General features: G+C 61.5%; 15 protein-coding genes. 10 read left to right on the top strand and 5 right to left on the bottom strand.

Going from position 1 to position 13,469, the window contains the following annotated elements; translation table 11 throughout:
- Positions 1 to 9 precede the first annotated feature (9 nt).
- Positions 10 to 834, top strand: a complete 825-nt coding sequence (locus ACX3O0_RS10920) for an enoyl-CoA hydratase/isomerase family protein (RefSeq protein WP_459107725.1) — start codon at positions 10 to 12, stop codon at positions 832 to 834.
- A 5-nt stretch (positions 835 to 839) separates the two neighbouring features.
- Positions 840 to 1,715, top strand: a complete 876-nt coding sequence (locus tag ACX3O0_RS10915; RefSeq protein ID WP_459107724.1) for an alpha/beta fold hydrolase — start codon at positions 840 to 842, stop codon at positions 1,713 to 1,715.
- A gap of 9 nt (positions 1,716 to 1,724) precedes the next feature.
- Here the strand turns inward: ACX3O0_RS10915 and ACX3O0_RS10910 are convergent, their stop codons facing one another.
- Genes ACX3O0_RS10910 through ACX3O0_RS10900 form a run of 3 tightly spaced genes read right to left on the bottom strand, consistent with a single transcriptional unit; the run spans position 1,725 to position 3,132 of the window.
- Positions 1,725 to 2,189 (bottom strand): SRPBCC family protein, encoded by a 465-nt coding sequence (locus ACX3O0_RS10910; RefSeq protein ID WP_459107723.1) that lies wholly within the window; start codon positions 2,187 to 2,189, stop codon positions 1,725 to 1,727.
- A complete protein-coding gene (locus ACX3O0_RS10905; protein ID WP_459107722.1) occupies positions 2,186 to 2,533 on the bottom strand; it encodes an ArsR/SmtB family transcription factor in 348 nt (115 codons plus the stop codon). Before ACX3O0_RS10905 ends, ACX3O0_RS10910 begins: the two co-directional genes overlap by 4 nt.
- A 47-nt stretch (positions 2,534 to 2,580) precedes the next feature.
- Positions 2,581 to 3,132: a MarR family winged helix-turn-helix transcriptional regulator gene (locus ACX3O0_RS10900; RefSeq protein WP_459107721.1), complete on the bottom strand. Its 552-nt coding sequence runs from the start codon at positions 3,130 to 3,132 to the stop codon at positions 2,581 to 2,583.
- Between the two features lie 187 nt (positions 3,133 to 3,319).
- Here ACX3O0_RS10900 and ACX3O0_RS10895 point away from each other — a divergent pair, with 187 nt between their 5' ends.
- The 7 genes from ACX3O0_RS10895 to ACX3O0_RS10865 all read left to right on the top strand — a co-directional run bounded on the left by ACX3O0_RS10895 (position 3,320) and on the right by ACX3O0_RS10865 (position 10,106).
- The gene (locus tag ACX3O0_RS10895) at positions 3,320 to 3,835 is read left to right on the top strand and encodes a cupin domain-containing protein (RefSeq protein ID WP_459107720.1); all 516 of its coding nucleotides are present in this window, start codon (positions 3,320 to 3,322) and stop codon (positions 3,833 to 3,835) included.
- Between the two features lie 89 nt (positions 3,836 to 3,924).
- Positions 3,925 to 5,442, top strand: coding sequence for an aldehyde dehydrogenase (locus ACX3O0_RS10890; RefSeq protein ID WP_459107719.1), 1,518 nt, complete (start codon positions 3,925 to 3,927; stop codon positions 5,440 to 5,442).
- Positions 5,443 to 5,481: 39 nt separating this feature from the next.
- Positions 5,482 to 5,826, top strand: a complete 345-nt coding sequence (locus tag ACX3O0_RS10885; RefSeq protein ID WP_459107718.1) for a RidA family protein — start codon at positions 5,482 to 5,484, stop codon at positions 5,824 to 5,826.
- A gap of 25 nt (positions 5,827 to 5,851) precedes the next feature.
- The gene (locus ACX3O0_RS10880; RefSeq protein ID WP_459107717.1) at positions 5,852 to 6,664 is read left to right on the top strand and encodes an alpha/beta fold hydrolase; all 813 of its coding nucleotides are present in this window, start codon (positions 5,852 to 5,854) and stop codon (positions 6,662 to 6,664) included.
- Positions 6,665 to 6,702: 38 nt separating this feature from the next.
- Positions 6,703 to 7,608: a VOC family protein gene (locus ACX3O0_RS10875; RefSeq protein WP_459107716.1), complete on the top strand. Its 906-nt coding sequence runs from the start codon at positions 6,703 to 6,705 to the stop codon at positions 7,606 to 7,608.
- A gap of 64 nt (positions 7,609 to 7,672) precedes the next feature.
- Positions 7,673 to 8,461, top strand: coding sequence for an SDR family oxidoreductase (locus ACX3O0_RS10870; RefSeq protein ID WP_459107715.1), 789 nt, complete (start codon positions 7,673 to 7,675; stop codon positions 8,459 to 8,461).
- On the top strand, positions 8,454 to 10,106 hold the full coding sequence (locus ACX3O0_RS10865; protein WP_459107714.1) for a thiamine pyrophosphate-binding protein: 1,653 nt from the start codon (positions 8,454 to 8,456) through the stop codon (positions 10,104 to 10,106). Before ACX3O0_RS10870 ends, ACX3O0_RS10865 begins: the two co-directional genes overlap by 8 nt.
- A 23-nt stretch (positions 10,107 to 10,129) precedes the next feature.
- Here ACX3O0_RS10865 and ACX3O0_RS10860 read toward each other — a convergent pair whose 3' ends face one another.
- Both ACX3O0_RS10860 and ACX3O0_RS10855 read right to left on the bottom strand, forming a co-directional pair.
- The gene (locus ACX3O0_RS10860) at positions 10,130 to 10,918 is read right to left on the bottom strand and encodes an IclR family transcriptional regulator (protein WP_459107713.1); all 789 of its coding nucleotides are present in this window, start codon (positions 10,916 to 10,918) and stop codon (positions 10,130 to 10,132) included.
- On the bottom strand, positions 10,897 to 12,021 hold the full coding sequence (locus ACX3O0_RS10855; protein ID WP_459107712.1) for an FAD-dependent monooxygenase: 1,125 nt from the start codon (positions 12,019 to 12,021) through the stop codon (positions 10,897 to 10,899). Before ACX3O0_RS10855 ends, ACX3O0_RS10860 begins: the two co-directional genes overlap by 22 nt.
- Before the next feature lie 169 nt (positions 12,022 to 12,190).
- Here ACX3O0_RS10855 and ACX3O0_RS10850 point away from each other — a divergent pair, with 169 nt between their 5' ends.
- Complete coding sequence (locus ACX3O0_RS10850; protein WP_459107711.1) at positions 12,191 to 13,417, top strand: M24 family metallopeptidase; 1,227 nt, start codon at positions 12,191 to 12,193, stop codon at positions 13,415 to 13,417.
- Positions 13,418 to 13,469: the final 52 nt, after the last annotated feature.

Raw genomic sequence — 13,469 nt, 5'->3', positions numbered from 1 at the left:
AAGATGCTCGTGACCGACGTTCCCCGCGCTACCACCGCCTCTCTTGGCGAGACTCCGGTGGTTCTCAGCCGAAGTGGCCCGGTGGCCTGGCTTCACCTCAATCGTCCGGAGCGCTTCAACACGGTCACCGCCGACCTGCTCGACCATTTGTTGGCGCGGGTGGAGGAGGTCGCCGCGACTCCTGAAGTCCGGGTGCTCGTTCTCACGGGGGCTGGGCGCGCGTTCTGCGCCGGCGGTGATCTCAAGACAGGTGTCGGTGGGGGTGTTCTCGACGGGATTGCGCCCGACCGGCAGCAGGACAGGCTGCGGTCGTTGATGCAGATCAGCCAGTTGCTGCGCACCATGCCTGCCATCACGATCGCGGCGGTCAACGGCGCGTGTGCTGGGGCAGGGGTTTCCCTTGCTGCCGCTGCTGATTTGCGAATTGCGCAGTCGAACGCTCGATTCACGACGGCGTTCCTCACTGCCGGCGTCTCGGGTGACTTCGGTGGAACCTGGCTCCTGACGAGGCTGCTCGGAAGCGCGAGGGCTCGAGAACTGTACCTGCTTCCCGCTCCCTTCGGCGCGGAACGAGCAGAACGGATCGGCCTCGTGTCTGAGGTCTGCGACGACGTGGTTGCCCGCGCATCCGCGATTGCCAACGAGTTGGTGGCTGCTCCACCGATGGCGCTCGCGCTGATGAAGCGAAACCTCGTGGATGCCGACGAGCTCACCTTCGAGCAATCGCTTGACCAGGAAGCGGCGCGCATGGTGCGGTGCATCGCAACCGAGGATGCCGCCGAGGCGACGCGAGCATTCGTCGAGCGACGAGCGCCGTCGTTCACCGGGAGGTGACAGAGATGGTGTCCATACTCCCTGACCTCGACAGGCCCCCAGAACGATTGTCCGCCGTCGAGGCGGGCGTTCGGCGGTCGTGGAATCAGTGGGGCGTGCCGGGTGCACCCGCTGTCGTACTAGTCCATGGTGCCGGTGCCAACTCGAGGTGGTGGGACCACCTTGCGCCCGCGATGCTGCGATCAGGTATCGGCCATGTCGTTGCCTGTGACCTGACGGGGCACGGGGACTCGGATTGGGTGCTTGGCTATTCACTGGACGGTTGGGCGCAAGACGTCGAGGCGATACGGCGGGCGAGCGGTGCGGCGCCGGATGCAGTGCTGATCGGCCACTCCCTCGGCGGCGTCGTCGCCTTGACTGCCGTGCAGCGGGACCCTGCCCCGTGGGGCGGCTTGGTTGTCGTCGACTCTCCGGTGGGGCGGCCGTTCAAGCCCGTACGAATGCAGTCGGATGGCGATGTCGGCGAGCGCGTGCGGTATGCGCTGCGCGAGCAGCTGCTCTCGCGGTTCCGGCTGGTACCAGACCAGCCGCTTCCCGATCGGGGTCTCCTCGACTACATCGCCGGTCACAGCGTCACCCGGCTCGACGACAATTCCTGGGTGTGGAAGTTCGACCCCGCCATTTTCAGCCGTCGCAAACCTCGCGATCCGGTTCATTGGAGCATCCCGGATCGGCTGGCTGAGCGAGTGGGCTTCGTCTGGGGAGAGCACTCTGGTGTAGTCAGGGTGCAGGATGTCGAAGCAGCTCGCGACGCGCTGGGTGACGAAGCAGTTTTCGCCATCGCCGGGGCCCACCACCACCTGATCCTTGACTCTCCTCAGGAGTTCCTCGACGCGATGGATGCGGTGCTGGCTCGGTGGGCGTCCTCACCGCGATCCTGACTGGATGCCCTACGCGTGCTCGCGAGTGAGGTACGCCTCGATGCGGTCGAACGCTCCCACCCAGGCCATGGTCTGGAAGAAGTCCCGGGTCTGCACGTCGGGGAAGCCGCTCTGCACGACGGTCACCAGTGTGCCGCCGTCCTTTTCCTCAAAGGTGACCTCCACTTCGGTGCTCATCTCCCCGCCGCTGGGGTCGCCCCCGGTGGAGGTGGTGACCAGCCGGTGCGGTCGGTCAATGACCTTGAACACCTGCGTCTCGTGGAACAGCTCGTCGCGGTTGGGCCCCCAGACGGCGGTCTGTTTGCCGCCGACCCGCAGGTCGACCTCGATCTCGACGACCCCGGGTTCTTCGTCCAGGATGCTGAACCAGATTCTCTGCTTCTCGGCATCGGTGTAGGCGTCGAAGACGTCTTCCGGCGTCGCAGGGAGGAGCCGCGTCATCCGCAGTTCGATGGTGCCTGTTGTCTCTGTCACTTGTCCGTTCCTTTCTTGAGGGTGAAGTAGACCTCGAGACCGTCAAGGCGGCGCTCCCAGAGGCGTTGGTAGAACGTGATCCACTGCATGGCGTCATCCAGTCGTTCGGTGCCCAGCCGTACCGACCGCGAACGCCCGACCTTCTCGGTGGTGACCAGCCCGGCGTGCTCTAGCACCTGCACGTGCTTCTTGAGTCCGGTGAGGGTCATGTCGGCCGGCTCAGCGAGCTCGCCAATGGTGGCGGGGCCGTTACCGAGCCGGGTCAGGATGCCACGGCGGGTTGGGTCGGACAGCGCGCCAAAAGCGCGGTCGAGTTGGCCATCGAGAACCTGTTGTTGAACCATGTGGTTCAGTGTAAATCACTGAACCAAATAGTTCAACGACGCGGCCATCAGAACTCGCTAGCCGTGTCCTGCCTCGACTTCTGTTCGTGGTCCGTCAAGGAAAGCTCCATCTTCCTGAGAAGTACCGTGAGCTGCTCTATCTCCTTGGGGGTGAGCCCTTGCAGCATCTGGCGCTGTGTCTCCAGGTGGTCCTCGAGCGCAAGATCGGCCACATTCTTCCCGTGTTCCGTTAGCTGCGCATAAACAAGGCGACGGTCCTGCCTTGTGCGTACCCGAACGATGAGGTTCTCGTCTTCCATTCTGTCCAAACGGAAGGTGATTCCACCGGTTGTCAGCATGGAGGACTTGGCAAGTTCCCCCGCTGTCTTGCCGCGAACTTCTCCTGAGCGGCGGAGGTTCGCCAACACATCAAAGGAAGCGAGGGTAAGCCCATGCTTCTGGTAGGTGGCGTCCTGGATAGTGCGCTGGCGGGAAACAAGTCGGGCGAGCCTGCCGAAGACCCCAATGGTGGAGACATTCAGCTCGGGCCGCTCGCGGTGCCAGTCGCGCAGGATTTCGTCGACAGCGTCGTGCCGCTCAGTGACTTGTTTCTTGGACACAGTTCCCTCACGCGATCGTTTGATAGGTAAAGCATCTCAGTACAAAGCAATTATGGACGGATTGGCTCAACTACATCGCACTAGCTTAGTCCTGTCATACCCGGTAGTCTTAGCGCTAAGATAGTTAGAGCATTACGGCTTTGCGCTGGAGCAGGCCGCCGACACTCACCGCGAGAAGGGCTGAACAATGACCACTGAACAGAGCACATCGGTCGATTTGGAAGAGATGATCGACGCATCCACCGCATTGCTCGAGACCCGAAACGTGGACTGGGGCGCCCTCGCGTTCCAGACCAAAATGGGTGAAAAGTTCCGCCGTGCGCAGGTGCGTTACATCGGATCGGGGGCCACCGGTGACCACTCTGCCGACACGAGCATCCTGCAGGCCGAGAACTTCACGTTTTCGAACATGGTTCTCCCATCAGGTTGTGTCGGACCTGAGCACACTCATCCGGACGTCGAAGAGGTCTTTTTCGTACTCGAAGGAGAAGTCGAGTTCAGTATCCACGACGTAGAGGACGGCACTCGCAAGGCAAGTCGCGTACTCGGCTACCGCGACCTGATTCGCGTGCCGGCAGGTGTCCCTCGCAGCCTCCGTACGGTCAGCGAGACCGATGCCATCATTTGCGTGATCATCGGCTCCAAAAAGCCGGAGTTGCCGTTCTACCCGAAGACCTCGGAGATGCACGGCGTAACCCGCTGATGAGCCGCTGGCCTGGGCGGTTTGCATGTGCATCGCCCAGGCCACGCGCTCGGGGTCCGAAGTTCCGCTGAGTAAGAGAGGAAGGCGTCGTGTTGCAACCGCACAGCAACGAGGCAGCAGGGCAAGTGTCTTCCGGGGACCTGACCGATGAGATTTTTGTCGGGGGTCGGTGGGCCCGTGGCAAGGGACATGAGATCATCTCGCGTGATCCTGCCACCGGCCTTCCGTTTGCGACCCTGCACTCGGCTGTCGTCGCCGATGTCGATACGGCCGTGGAGCAGGGACTGAGCACGGCACGGCAATCCGGGTGGGCAAGGGCCCTTCCTCACGAACGGGCGCACGTCCTGCATCGAATTGGCAACGCCATCGAGACAAATGCAGATCACATCGCAGCCTTGCAGACGTTGGACACAGGGAAGACCCTCGCGGAAACACGGGCCCTGGCCTTCAGCGCAGCCGCAACATTCCGCTACATGGCGGCAGCAGTCGAAACCATGGAGAATGCCGTCACCCCGGCCCGGGGCGACTACTTGACGATGTCAACGTATGAGCCGTTCGGCGTTGTGGGCGCTATCACCCCATGGAATTCACCGATCGCCACCGACGCTCAGAAGGTGGCGCCTGCATTGGCGGCGGGAAATGCCGTGGTGCTCAAGCCACCGGTTTGGGCCCCGTGGGTTTCTCTGCTTCTGGGTCGGCTCAGCGAAGAGGCAGGGCTGCCCCCTGGCCTGCTTTCCGTGCTGCCGGGTTCAGGGAAGACAGTGGGTAATGCTCTGGCTGCGCACCCGAATGTCGGCAAGATCTCCTTCACCGGCGGAACGGCAACCGGTCGTCTACTCGGTCACGTCGCGGCGGAGAAGATCATGCCTATCAGTCTCGAGCTGGGCGGAAAATCTCCCACAATCATCTTTGAGGATGCGGATGTCGACCAGGCAGTTGCGGGGGTGCTGTATGGGATCTTCTCCTCTTCGGGGCAAAGCTGCATAGCTGGTTCTCGTATTTTCATTCAGCGCTCGATCTACGCTGCGTTCGTCGAGCGACTTGTCGCAGGAGCTCGCCAACTCAGAGTGGGTCCCGGTCAGGATGCACTCACCCAAGTTGGTCCGTTGATCACACACGAGCACCGCGACCAGGTGGCGTCCATGGTTGAGGCTGCGCGTGACGGCGGTGCCGAGATTCTCTGCGGGGGGTCAGTTCCCGACTCCGTTGACCTGCGTGCCGGTGCATATTATCTGCCGACCATTATCGCGGGCGTGGACAACACCGCAGCGATTTGCCAGGAGGAGATTTTTGGACCGGTTGCGGTTGTTATCCCGTTCGATGACGAGACGGACCTTATTCGTCAAGCGAATGATTCAGTGTTCGGCCTTGCCTGCGGCATCTGGACTGTCGACTATCGTCGCGCCGCTCGCGTGGCGCGGGAGATCGAGGCAGGAACCGTGTGGATCAATATGTACAAGCGGTTCAGCATCTCAACGCCCTTCAGCGGAATGAAGCAGAGCGGTCACGGCACGGAAAAGGGTCGCGACGGGGTCAGATCGTACATGAGGCAGAAAAGCATCTATCTCGATCTTTCTGATCATCCCAATGAATGGGCGGGCCTCTGACGCGAGAGCGTCGTCCGTCACTCAACGAAAGGTATTCGCATGACTGATCACCCATACAGCCCGGCATACGAGGCTGGCGGCTTTGGCTTCGTGTCTGGCGCCCTCTCCGTAGATGAACACGGCGTAGCGGTCCCCGGCAGGGGAAGCGCAATGGCCGCCGCTCTTGCCCGGCTCACAGAACGGCTCGCAACCATCGGAATGACCCTTCAGGATGTGGTGAAGACGACCTACTTCGCCACCGACGTAACGCTTCGCGATGAGGCCAATGAACAGTATTCGGCGGTGTTCCAGGAGCCTCGTCCCGCCCGATCCTTCGTCGGCGTGGCTTCTCTGCCTTACGGCGCCACCGTCGAAATCGAGGCGATCGCCTTCAGGAAGCCGTAGCGGCTCCGGTGGATAATCGGCTCCGATGAGAACAGAACGATGGGTGTCATCTCACGGGACGTCAGTGGTGCTGCGAGGCAGCGGGCCGCTCGTGTTCCTCCTGCATGGAATCGGTGGAAACGCTTCGACCTGGGATGGCGTCGCGGTGGCCCTGAGTGAGAGCGGTTATCAAACCGCCTGCTGGGACGCGCCTGGATATGGCCGTTCGGCCGATCCCGTCGGTGATATCGATCATTGCCGACTCGTTTTCGAGGTCTTGGGGGAATTGGGAGTACCTCGTGCTCACCTCTTTGGCACGTCTTGGGGAGGCGTGATCGCCATGTCGTTCGCTCAGCGCTGGCCCGAGGCTGTTTGTTCTCTCGTAATTGCCGACAGCACGCGAGGGTCAGCGCGGGACGAAGGCGGTGTGCGTGCGATGCTCGCCCGGGTAGCCGAACTGGCCGACTGGGGTCCGGAACGCTTCGCTCGGTCAAGAGCCCGGCGGCTGGTCTCTAAGGGCGCCCCGCCGGCCGTCCTGGCCGACGTTGAGGTAGCAATGGGGGAAGTCCGTTTCGGGGGCTATCGCGCTGCTGCTCGCATGATGGCCAGTACTGATCTTTCGGATGTCCTCTCAAGCGTGGAGGCGCCCACCCTGGTTCTCGTAGGTGGGGAGGACATCGTCACCGGGGTTGCGGAGTCCGCCACCTTGGCCGAGTCGATCCCCGGCGCCCGCTTCACTGTTATCGAGAATGCTGGGCATGCGGCGGTTCAGGAGCGACCCGCGGAGGTCGCGAGCGCTGTCATTGCATTCCTCGAGGCGTCCGCCGACGTCTCGGATAGCGTGAACAAGAGTTCGTGACGGCAATACACCGTCGCCGATCGGAAATGAGGAGTCACATGTCCCCGCTCACCCCGCCCAAACTTCGAGGGCTACGCCACGTCGCCTTGCGCACGGTTGCGCTTGAGGAATCGCTTGCTTTCTACAGTGGCCCGTGGGGTCTTGAACTGGTCGAGAGATCTGAACGCTCGGCGTATCTCCGCGCGTCTGGTCCCGAGCACCACGTGCTTGAGTTGCACTCCAGCGAGAGCAACGGTCTTGACCACATTTCGTTCTCGGTTGCGACCCCGGCCGAGGTGGATGCCTGCGCAGAGTGGGTGCGTGCCGAAGGCGCCCGCATCGTGGAGGAGCCTGGACGAACCGGGCGCCCTGGTGGGGGATACACGTTCCGATTTGCTGATTTCGAAAACAGAGTGCTTGAGGTGAGCGCAGGGGTTCTAGCGGTTCCCGAGCGGGGTGATGCTGGGGCCGTCCCGAGGAAGGTAGCTCATTGTGTGCTCAACACCACTGACATCGACGCCGCTGTTGCCTCTTATGCCCGCTTGCTGGGTCTTCGCATTAGCGACTGGTCAGAAGACAAGATGGTCTTTCTTCGGTCGAACGCCGACCATCATGTAATTGCTTTCAATCAGCAGGAGTGGGCGGCCCCAAACCATGTCGCCTATGAGGTCTCCAGTCTTGATGCCTTCCTCCGGAGTATCGGACGCCTAAAGGTCGCCGGCCATGAAACGTCGTGGGGTCCGGGCCGGCACGGCCCAGGCGATAACGCGTTCGCCTACTACATCGATCCGGCCGGTCTCGTGCCGGAAGTCACGGCGGAGGTATTGCAGATCGACGAGGCCACCTGGATGCCGCGCGTGTGGCCCCGCACCGCCGAGCTGTCTGACCTCTTCCGCCTGGCGGGACCGCCCACCGCGAATATGCGGAAACACATGGGCGGCACACCCGACCCAGGGTGGACATGAACCCGGCACAAATTCTCTTAGAGCCAAGATACTTATTACTAATTGAAACTGGTACGGTAAACCAATGGACTTAGAACTGACGGGGAGCTCTGCGCTCATAACCGGCGGCAGCTCTGGCATCGGACTGGCGTGCGTAGCAACACTCCTCGCGGAGGGCGCAAACGTAGTCACCTGTGGCCGCAACGCTGGCACGCTGGAGCGCAGCCTCGCCGCCTATGCGGACGCCTACCCGGGCAAGCTTGTCTGGCAGACAGCCGACGTGCGGAACGCGGATCAGATGGAAGCAGTGGTGAACCGCGCAATCGATGAGTTCGGCGCACTGGACGCGGTGGTCAACAACGCCGGAGCTTCGCGCATGTCGACATTCGAATCCACCACTTCGGATGACTGGCTGGATGAACTCACCCTCAAGATCTTCAGTGTGACAAACACGATTCATGCGGCACGGCCGCACCTGGCGCAATCTGCTAACGCCGCCATCGTCAACGTCAACGCGGTGCTGGCGCGCCAACCAGAACGCCAGTTGGTTGCCACGAGTGCGGCACGCGCGGCTCTTCTGAACCTCTCGAAGTCACTCGCGACCGAACTCAGCGTTGAGAACATCCGGGTCAACTCCGTTTGCGTGGGCCTGATCGACACCGGGCAGTGGACTCGTCGGTACGACGCCGTCGCCACCGCTGAGACATTCCCTGACTGGTCGCAGGCTATCGCAGACGATCGCGGGGTGGTCTTGAGGCGGTTCGGCAGGGCCGACGAGGTGGCCGCCGCGATCGTTTTCTTGCTGTCTCGCCGCGCCTCGTACATCACGGGCACCGCCGTGGAGGTCGCAGGGGGAGTGAGTCGCTATGTCTGAACCAGGTCAGCGTTCGATATCCAACGGAGGCGAACTTCTGGTCGCAGTGATGGATGCCTTGGGCATCGATACCGCATTCGGTGTCGTGAGCGTGCACAACCTGCCTTTGGTCGATGCGATAGCGCGGGACCGAAGGTTCGTCCCAGTGCGTAACGAGGCTGCTGCAGTCAACGCTGCAGACGCCTATGGGAGGGTCCGCGGAACAATTGGCCTGGCAATCACGAGCACCGGCACGGGGGCGGGAAACGCTGCCGGGGCGCTCATCGAATCGCTCAGCGCTGGGACTTCTGTACTGCACGTCACCGGCCAAATTGAGAGCCAATACCTTGGTAAGGGACGCGGTTTCATTCACGAGACTCAGGATCAGTCGGGGATGCTCAAGTCCGTCAGCAAGGCCGCCTACACGATCTACTCCGCTGATTCGGCCGCAGATATCCTGTGTGGCGCCGCCGCAGAAAGCCTGTCGTCACCCAGCGGCCCCGTGAGCGTGGAATGGCCGATCGATCTCCAGTACTCTCCTCAATCCGTTACGGAGCTATCCATCACGCCGGCCGAACCGCGGTCGCCCGATCCGGCGGCTGTCGCCTTGGCGGTCGAGCTCATCCGTGAGGCTCGGCGACCGCTTCTGTGGGCAGGCGGCGGCGCGATCGAGGCGCGCTCCGAAGTCGAGGCCTTCCTTTCGACAACACGAGCCGGGCTGTTGACAAGCAACGCCGGTCGCGGGGTTGTTCATGAGGGACACGGGAGTTGCATTGGCAACTTCGCGAGTAGCCCAGCTTCGGCCGACATACTGGAAAAATCCGACTTGATGATCAGCATCGGGACCCACTTCAGGTCCAATGAGACCAAAGACTACGAATTGCGGCTGCCGGCCAGACACATCCAAATCGATGTTGACCCTGCGGCAATCGGCCGGACTTACCCCACGGACGTCGGCATAGTAGGAGATGCCGCGCTCTCGTTGCGGGCAATGACAGAGGCGCTGCCCACGCGGACGCAAACTGAGGACGACTGGCTCACCGAAGTTGCACGCGTGCGAAGGCTGGCCCGTCAGACGTTGCGCGGATCGATCGGGTGGCAGGCATCAATCTGCGATGCAGTCCGAGCGGCCTTTCCGCGCGGAGCGATTTTCGCGCGAGATGTCACAATCCCATCGAGCACGTGGGGTAACCGGCTCCTGGCAATCGATAGCCCCAGGGAGAATGTTTTTCCTAGAGGGGGCGGCATAGGGCAGGGCGTCGCAATGGGCTTGGGCGCCGCAATCTCGCAGCCAGCGCTGCCCACCTTGGTGATGGTTGGCGATGGTGGAATCTCGGTAAGCCTCGGAGAACTGCTCACATTAGCCCAAGAAAACCCTTGGGTGGTTGTCCTGGTTTTCAACGATCGAGGCTACGGCGTGCTGAGGAACACGCAGGACTCCCACTTCGGACGTAGATCGGGCGTAGATCTGGCCACTGCCGACTTTGGGATGCTTGCGAAATCGCTTGCGTTGCCATATTGGAATGTGTCATCGCTTGAGCAGGTGGAAGAGGCTCTGGCGGCGGCACTCACAGTCGGGGGGGCCGCGGTGGTCGAGGTTGATGTAGACGCCTTCGGCCCTATGCCGACACCATTTCTGCCTCCGGTCCGAATTCCGGACTCCTGATGGACTAGGGTACTCGCCCCAGATCACATCCCGCGCAGAAGGAGGGATAGGTCATTGGCGGCCGCTATCACGGCGTGCCGAGTGCGGTCGCGAAAATCCGGGTCGTCACGGAAACGCTCGCTCGGTCCGGCAGTGCTGATCGCGCCCACTCCGCGGCCCTCGCGGTCGACGACTGCCGCCGCACAGGCATCGATTCCTGCTTCGAACCCGGAAAAGCTCCAGGCGCAGCCGCGATCTCGATCCTCGTCGAGCACTCTCTCCAGATCTGAATAGGTCGTGGGATTGTGAATCGTCGCAGATTCGAATGGCTCGTCGCCAAGGAGTTCACGCAGTGCTTCCGGAGTCATGAGCGCCAGGAGAACTCGGCCAGGTGCGGTCAGGTGTGCTGGGATCATGCTCCCAATTGAGATGTTGCTGACCAGGAGCCTTTCGGGCATCTGCCGCACAAGATAGAGAACGCTGCGCCCCTCCGGGACGACGAAGTAGGAGGAGAGGCCGAGCTCCGTACTGAGCGCCGCCGTAACCTTTCGGGCCAAGGAGGGCATCCCCTCGCCGGACAGCGCCAGCGCCGATAGCTTCAGGAACATCATCCCGATGCTGTGCCCCCCACCCGGCCGCCGCTCGACCAGGTCGGCGGCCTCCAGATCCGCCAGCAAACGCATGGCCGTCACGCGGGTGATCCCAGTTGCGCGGGACAACTCGCTCAGATTCGAAGTCTCGCCGTCCGAAAGGATGTGGTGAAGGAGCCGTACGGTGCGTCCGGTGGGTGAATCCGATTCAGCACGACGGTTCACGAGAGAGGCACGCTCCATGCGTCGTAATCATAGACCCAGTCCGCATTTCCCCCCTCTTTGAGCCAGCTGTTCGCGCGCGAGTTGATCTGGATCATGGCCGTGCGCTCGATTCGCGACGCTTCGTATTTCGTGAGGGCCGCCGGGATGTCGTGTGGGTCGGCTGACCCGAGGTGGCGTGCCAGAACGATGGCGTCTTCGATTGCTTGAGCCGCGCCCTGTGCCATGAACGGCATCATGGGGTGGCAAGCGTCACCGAGCAAGGTCATTGAACCGACGCTCCAGGTCGATAACGGATCCCGGACGTATAGGGCCGACTTCAGAACTTCATCGCAGGTACTGAGAAGGCGTTGAGCGTCCGGATGAAAGTCGCGATATGCGCGCTTGAGGTCGGCAACGTCGCCAGGCTGAGTCCACGACTCTTCCCGCCAAGTGTCTTGGGGGGTGGTCGCGAAGATGAACATATCTTTGCCACTGTTGAGCGGGAAGGTCACAATCTGGGTTTCAGGATTCGGACCCCACCACTTGATGAAGGCGTCGCTGGGGTAGTTCACATCCAGACGATCCACCGGAACAACAGCCCGATAGGCAACTACGCCGGTGAAGGTTGGGTTCTCAGTTCCGAACATCGCCTCACGGACCTTTGAGTGGATGCCGTCTGCCCCAATGAGGACGTCGACATTGTCGCGCCGACCGTCAGCGAACGTGACGATGATACCTTCCTCGGTCTGCCTCGCATCCTCCAGCCGGCTATCGAAAGATACGGTCTCGCGGGGCAGCGCCGACTCGAGGCAAGACATCAGGTCCGCGCGGTGCATGGTCAGTTGAGGTGCGCCATAGCGAAGCTGCGCATCATCGGACATCTCTAAGCGTGAGGTTTCTTCGCCCGAGTCCCACGTCCGGCTAATGCGATACGCGGGGCGCGCCGCTGTTTCCCGAAGGCAGTCGCCCACGCCGAGACCATCGAGCGCGCGGACGGCGTTCGGCGTCAAGTTGATATCCGCACCAACCCGGGCAAATTTTGGCGCCTGCTCGTATACGGCGACGTCCTGCCCAGTGCCACGGAGCGCTATCGCGGCCACCAGCCCCCCGATGCCGGCGCCACAAATACCAATCCTCGTCATTACCGCTCTCTTCTTTGAATGCTCATATATGGACAATATGTTCAGAATATGACTAGTTTAGAGACAGTACAACAGTTAGAGTGGTGTTGTCGCCAATTCCTCTTACCGGAAAGAGTCTTAGCCCTAAATGAATTAGAGGCCGACCTAACAAGGAAGTTAGCAAAGAAAGATGAACGAAATGAATCCAGAGCAGACGTTCCGCTGGGACAAGACATACGCCTTCATGGATGAGCATGGGCTCGACGGTCTCGTGGTGTTCGGTGCCGACCGGAGCGACCGGTACGACGCAGGACAGTGGTTTGGACGCGACCGGCGCTACCAGCAGTTCGTAATTCCGCGCGAGGGGACACCCACGATGCTGGCGTTTGCTCCTCAGGTTGCCGCCCAGAACATGCTGTCGGTAGAGCGCGGTTTGGAAACTTGGGTGCAGGACATTCGAGTGGGCAAGCTCGTTCCCGGCATCGTTTCGTTGATTAAAGAAAAAAACCTCGACAACAAGCGCCTCGGGACGATCGGCACCGGATACGGCTCGGCGTTCTACCCAGCCGGCTGGGTACCGAACATTACCTGGAATGCCATTACCAAAGAGCTGCCCAATGTGGATTTCCAGGACTTCACCGCGGCCTTCGGAATGCTTATTGCGCAAAAGAGCGAGCAGGATATCGAGCACATTGCTCGGGCAGCGAGCGCTGGTGACGGAGCGATCGACGCAATGATGCGTATCGCCGCTCCCGGTGTGTCCGAAGCTGATCTCTATGCCGAGGGCGCTTACTCGATGATGCGGGCTGGCATGCGAGTGACATGGATGCTCTTTCAAACCGGTGCTGAGAACTACTCGTGGGGGGAGCCTACCTGGCTGACGCGGCCGGAGCAGGCTCGCCATTTGACTGACGCTGATCAGGTGTGGGGAGAACTCTTTCCCAACTACGCAGAGTTGAACACGCACGTCAACATGAGCTTCACCGTGGGCAAGGTGGCAGAAGAGACCAGGCTCTGCGGTGAGATCGCCGAGGCAAGCTACCGCCTCGGCGTCGAGAACGTCAGAGTTGGCCGAACGCTAGCCGAAGTTGCCCAAGCCATGGAGGAGCCGCTCAACGAGTTCAACGCCTGGCACATCACCCCGCACATCGCCTCGCTAAACCCTCTACTCGCCGGAGGAGACTCAGGCGTAGCCATTGACCAGCATCTTCCGGGTTTCGCCAAACGATTTGGCACCCTCAACCCAGAGCGCATGGGTATGGACTTCGAGATCAAGGAGGGGATGACCTTCTCCCTCCAGCCTGACGCGCGCCTGGGTACACGTGGCGCGATTGTCGGCGGAGTTGTCGTCGCAACGAAGGACGGCTGTGTGGAGCTCAACAAGGTGTCACCCAAGTTCAATCACGTCGAGCTCTAAACAACCCTTGGCGCGGTGGACAAAGCAGTTCATCGCCAGCCACCAAATGAAA

It is taken from the genome of Homoserinimonas sp. A447 (assembly GCF_054489325.1).
The sequence above is the reverse complement of the archived record's forward strand: the minus strand, read 5'-3'. Positions and strand labels throughout refer to the sequence as shown.

Excerpts from the sequence above, each read along its gene's own strand:
- ACX3O0_RS10855 (WP_459107712.1), bottom strand. The coding sequence starts at position 12,021 with ATGACGAGGATTGGTATTTGTGGCGCCGGCATCGGGGGGCTGGTGGCC.
- ACX3O0_RS10895 (WP_459107720.1), top strand. The coding sequence starts at position 3,320 with ATGACCACTGAACAGAGCACATCGGTCGATTTGGAAGAGATGATCGAC.
- ACX3O0_RS10850 (WP_459107711.1), top strand. The coding sequence starts at position 12,191 with ATGAACGAAATGAATCCAGAGCAGACGTTCCGCTGGGACAAGACATAC.
- ACX3O0_RS10880 (WP_459107717.1), top strand. The coding sequence starts at position 5,852 with ATGAGAACAGAACGATGGGTGTCATCTCACGGGACGTCAGTGGTGCTG.
- ACX3O0_RS10865 (WP_459107714.1), top strand. The coding sequence starts at position 8,454 with ATGTCTGAACCAGGTCAGCGTTCGATATCCAACGGAGGCGAACTTCTG.
- ACX3O0_RS10860 (WP_459107713.1), bottom strand. The coding sequence starts at position 10,918 with ATGGAGCGTGCCTCTCTCGTGAACCGTCGTGCTGAATCGGATTCACCC.
- ACX3O0_RS10870 (WP_459107715.1), top strand. The coding sequence starts at position 7,673 with ATGGACTTAGAACTGACGGGGAGCTCTGCGCTCATAACCGGCGGCAGC.
- ACX3O0_RS10905 (WP_459107722.1), bottom strand. The coding sequence starts at position 2,533 with ATGGTTCAACAACAGGTTCTCGATGGCCAACTCGACCGCGCTTTTGGC.
- ACX3O0_RS10915 (WP_459107724.1), top strand. The coding sequence starts at position 840 with ATGGTGTCCATACTCCCTGACCTCGACAGGCCCCCAGAACGATTGTCC.
- ACX3O0_RS10875 (WP_459107716.1), top strand. The coding sequence starts at position 6,703 with ATGTCCCCGCTCACCCCGCCCAAACTTCGAGGGCTACGCCACGTCGCC.
- ACX3O0_RS10885 (WP_459107718.1), top strand. The coding sequence starts at position 5,482 with ATGACTGATCACCCATACAGCCCGGCATACGAGGCTGGCGGCTTTGGC.